This window comes from Kitasatospora sp. MBT63 (assembly GCF_000710465.2).
Lineage (GTDB): Bacteria > Actinomycetota > Actinomycetes > Streptomycetales > Streptomycetaceae > Kitasatospora.
Map to the genome: position 1 here is coordinate 5,666 of NZ_JAIZ01000419.1, position 4,580 is coordinate 10,245.

Sequence of the window (4,580 nt, forward strand, 5' to 3'; positions counted from 1 at the left end):
GGTGGCGCGGGCGACGGCGGCAGTCACGGGACGGGCGGCGGCGGCACCGGCGGTGGCAGCGCCGGCGGTGGCGGCCAGACCACCGGAAAGCACGACTGATCGGCGCGCGGTCCGCCGCCGCCCCCGAACCCGGGGGGCGGCGGCGGGCGGCGCGCGCACAGGGACCAGGAGGGGTCAATGGGAGACAAGAGCACGGACACCGGCAGCAGCGACAACGACTTCACCACGGACGACAAAAAAGTCCTCTTCGGCAATCCCACCGGTGGCAGCTTCCACGTCCAAGACTACCACACGTGGGACTGGCACCACATCCAGGCCGCGATCATGGGCATGAGCAACGGGGTGTCCGACGAGGCCAACCTCTCCGTGGCGAAGTCGGTGGCCGACCCCCAGTCGCTCCAGAACGCGGCCGACATCTTCTACCAGGTCCAACTGGTCTTCGACGGAGTCTCCCGGTCCCTCGCCGACCAGGGCAACGCGCTGGCGGGCAAGGACGGCGTGTGGACCGGCGACGCCGCCGACAGCTTCCTGGACATGATCACGTTGTTCTCCCGGCAGGTGGGCGCGGTCGCCGACAAGATCTCGGGCGGGGACTCGGGTGGGAACTCCGTCCCGCAGCAACTGGCCGACAACGCGGTCAACCTGCGCAACGCCCAGAACAAGATCATCGAGATCGACAACTGGTACGCCAACCAGGCGGACCTGATGGGCTACCACGCGATGTCCAACGGCCTGGTGCCGGTCAGCAAGGCCCCCGGCGTGGTCGAGCTGATGACCCGGGACATGCGGCAGGTCCTGCTGAGCCTCGCCACCGAGTACCAGGTCACCATCGACAAGATCACGTCGCCGGACCCCATCACCTCGCCGCTGGGCGGGGGCGGCGGCGGCACCGGCCAGCCGAACCCCACCGACCTGCCGAACCTCACGCACGCCGACGGCACCAAGGGCGCCGACAAGGCGGGTCTCGGGGCTGAGCCCTCCCCCACCAAGCTCGACGCGCTGAAGCTGCCGGACCTGGGTACCGCCGGCAGCAGGCTCGGCGGCGATCCGGGCGGGGCCAAGGCGGCCGTGGCGCCTTTCGACGGCGGCCTGGCCACCAAGGGCGCCGGCTCCCTCGGCGGCGCACCTTCGCTCGCCGGGGCCGGCGGCCCGCTCGATCTCGGTGGCCCCGCGGCGTTCCCCGACGGCACGGGCACCGGCGGGCCGGGCGCGCTCGACGGGCTCGGTGGGCTCGGTGGGCTCGGTGGGCTCGGCGCGGGTTCGCTCCGCGCCGCGGACGCCGACCCCTTCGCCGGGGGAACCGGCACCGACGGCACCGGGAAGCTCGGCAGCGTCTCCCCCCTGCCACCGTTCGACACCGGTGGCACCGGCGGCCTCGGCGGCCTCGGCTCCGCGCTGCCACTGCCGGGCGCGTTCCCCGGGGGTACCGGCCTGGGCGGCACCGGCACCGTGGGCTCCGGTACGGGTGGCATCGGCACGGGCGGCATCGGCGACAGCCTCGGCACGGCCGACCCGGGCACCTGGTCGTCGCTGCCCCCCGTCGGCACGTTCCCCGGCGGCCTCGGCACCGGCGGCACCGGAACCCTCGGCAGCGGCCTGACCGGCGGAAAGCCCGCCACCTTCCCGGGCGGCCTCGGCACCGGTGGCACCGGAGGCCTGGGCAGCGGTGCGACCGGCGGAAAGCCCGTCGCGTTCCCCGGCGACCTCGGCACCTCCTCCGGACTGCCCACCGGTCTCCCCGGCCTGTCCACGGGATCCGAGTTCCCCGGCCTCGGGCAGGCGGGGGTGGCGTTCCCCGGGAGCCTGTCGACCGGCGGCCTGGGCGGCGCGGGCATGCCGTTCCCGCCGGGCCTCGGCGGCGGCGCCCAGCCTGCCGCCACCAACAGCGAACGCAGCGACGCCTCCGGGCTCCTGGAGCACAACGCCGACCCCTGGGCCGGCTCCACCGACGTCGGCGACGACCTCGCCACCCACCTCGGCACCGCCACCGGCGGCGAAGGCCTCACCCTGCCCTCCGACACCCCCGCCCTCCCCGAATCCGCCCTCCCCGGCGCGGGCACCGCTTCCGCCGCCCACGAAGCCGGCGGCTCCGGAACCGGCATGCCCTACCTCCCCGGCACCGGCGGCGCCGGCCAGCCGACCGCCGCCGCCCAGGGCGAACGCAGCGACGCCTCCGGTCTGTTGGAGCAGGACGCCGAGCCGTGGACCACCGAGACCGACGGCGCGGCCGCCGAGACGGGCACCGCGGCCGGCGGCGAGGGCCTGACACTGCCCTTCCTCCCCGCCCAGGCCGGGGCGGCACTCGAACGGGAGCGGGACGGTGACCGGGAACGCCGGGAGGCGGGTGCCATCGCGCTCACGGTCGGCGAGGCCGCGGCGCTCTGGGCCGGGAGCGCCATCCGACCGGGGGCCGGTCCCGACGACGACTCCGAGGAAGCCGGACCTTCGGCTGCCGCCGAGGCCCCGGCGGAGGAGGGCGCCGGTACCGAGCAGGCGCCCGCTGCGGTCGTACTGCCCACGGCCGCCGGTGACGGGGAGCCGGACACGGGCTGGGACGTCGCCGGTGCCGCGTTCGCGCCGCTGCTCTGGGCGGCCTCCACCGAGGAGGAGGCGGACGTCACCGCCGAAGGCCCCGCCACCGCCGACGAGGGCACCTGGGGGGTGCCGGCCGCGGCCGAGCCGTCGTTCGCCACCTGGCAGCCCAACCGCACCGGCGAGGCCGCCGCCACCCCCGCGGCAGCCGCCCTCGCCGGAGCCGCACTGTCCTGCTCCACCGAGGACATCGCGCCCGATCCCGAGGAGGAGCCCGCCGAGGCGGCGCAGGAGGAGGCCCCGGTACGCGGCGCCGCCGACCTGCTCGTCCAGGAGCGCGACCTGTGGGGCGCCTCGGACGCGCCGGGCCTCGGCGCCATCATCTGACCAGAGCCGGGAGAGGAACCATGAGCTCGACGTACGACCAGGAGATCGAGGAACTCCTCGCCCTGTACCAGCGGCAGCGCGCGGGCGCGGCCGAGACCCGACGCCGGATCAACGAAACCACCGGGACGGCGACCGCGCCCCGGCAGACCGTCAAGGTGACGGCCAACGCCCAGGGCGAGGTGACCGCGATCGAGTTCCCCACCGGCGCCTTCCGACGGCTCACCCCCAAGGAACTCTCGGAGGCCCTGCTGACCACCATCGCCGAGGCCCGGCGCGACGCCCTGGAGCAGGTCACCCACCTGACCGGCCTCCGGCTGCCGTCGGGGGCGAGCGCCGCCGCCCTGCTCCGGGGCACCGCCGACCCCGCGGACCTGCTCTCCGAGGAGCCCGGCATGCCGGACCAGGTACGCGACTACATCGACAACGGACTCGACACCGGGAGCAGCCGTGGCTGACCGCACTTTCGCCGTGGACCCCGAGGGCCTGCGCGAACCACTCACCCAGGTACGGGAGATCGCCTCCGAGTTCCACGGCATCGGCGCCGGCCTCACCGAGCGGCTCGCGGCCATCGGTCCGTGCTGGGGCGACGACGAGTCCGGCCGGCAGTTCTCCGAGGTCTACCGGGGACCTCGGGACCAACTCCTGCAAGGCTTCTCGGCGATGGCCGACGTCGTGAACCAGACCGCCGACGGCATCGACACCATGGCCAAGAACTTCCGGAAGCTGGAGGACGACAACGCCGCGCACGCGAAGACCCTCAACGGCGGCGCCGGCCACGCGCCCGCCATCGGCGGGCCCGAGGGCGGCGGCCAGCACTCGACCAGGCCGGGGAAGCGGTGACGATCCAACTGCCCCCCGAGCTGGCCTGGGTCGCCTCCCTGGCGGTCGGTTCGCGCTGGCCGAAGGGCGACGAGGACGCCATGGCCGTCCTGGGCCACGCCTGGGAGGACGCCGAGCGGCGGCTGATCGGTCTCGTGGACCGGCTCGGCACTGCGGGCAGCTCCGTGCTCCAGCACGTCGGCGGCCAGGTGGCCGACCAGTTCCACCAGTTCGTGCAGAGCCTGCGGACCAGCATCCCCGAGGTCGCCAACGCCTCGGGGCAGCTGGGCCTCGCCGCGCGCAACACCGGGGTGCAGCTCCAGCACGGCAAACTGATGATCCTCGCCCAGCTGGTGTGGCTGGCGGGCGAGATCGTCGACCTGTCGTTCTGGGCCCCGGAGGCGATTCCGGCCGCCATCGCCTCGACCCGGGTGGCGGTCATGATGATCCTGCGGCGGCTGATGCAGGCCATCATCAGCGGCGCGGTCCTGATGGCCGGCATGGACCTGGGGATCCAGGCGATCCAGCGGCTCATGCACGACCGCACCTCGTGGGACTGGACCTCGGTGGGCACCTCGGGCGCGAGCGGCGCGATCGGCGGAGGCGTCGGCGGCGTGATCGGCGAGGGCGCGCGCGGCGTCTTCAAGGAGGCAGCCAACACGCTGGCCGGCAAGGGCGCCATCGGCGGGGTCAACGGCATCGCCGGCAGCACGGTGCTGTCCGCCGTCTTCGGCGGTCCGAACGACTTCCTCATGGCGGGCGCCGGCGGGGCGGCCGGCGGGATGCTGGCCGGCGCCGGCAGGCGCGGCCGGGGGCGCGGCGCGGCCCCCAAGATCGACGGC

The 4,580-nt window shown here is 74.9% G+C and carries 3 protein-coding genes and 1 pseudogene; all 4 read left to right on the forward strand.

Annotated features, from left to right (window positions below; translation table 11 throughout):
* Window positions 1-177: 177 nt before the first annotated feature.
* A complete protein-coding gene (locus AA75_RS23325) occupies window positions 178-2,919 on the forward strand; it encodes a hypothetical protein (protein ID WP_033822148.1) in 2,742 nt (913 codons plus the stop codon).
* Between the two features lie 20 nt (window positions 2,920-2,939).
* Complete coding sequence (locus AA75_RS23330; protein ID WP_033822149.1) at window positions 2,940-3,374, forward strand: YbaB/EbfC family nucleoid-associated protein; 435 nt, start codon at window positions 2,940-2,942, stop codon at window positions 3,372-3,374.
* Window positions 3,367-3,759: a WXG100 family type VII secretion target gene (locus AA75_RS23335; protein ID WP_033822150.1), complete on the forward strand. Its 393-nt coding sequence runs from the start codon at window positions 3,367-3,369 to the stop codon at window positions 3,757-3,759. Before AA75_RS23330 ends, AA75_RS23335 begins: the two co-directional genes overlap by 8 nt.
* Window positions 3,756-4,580, forward strand: a pseudogene (locus AA75_RS23340) (hypothetical protein); the annotation flags it as partial. The gene AA75_RS23335 and the pseudogene AA75_RS23340, both read left to right, overlap by 4 nt.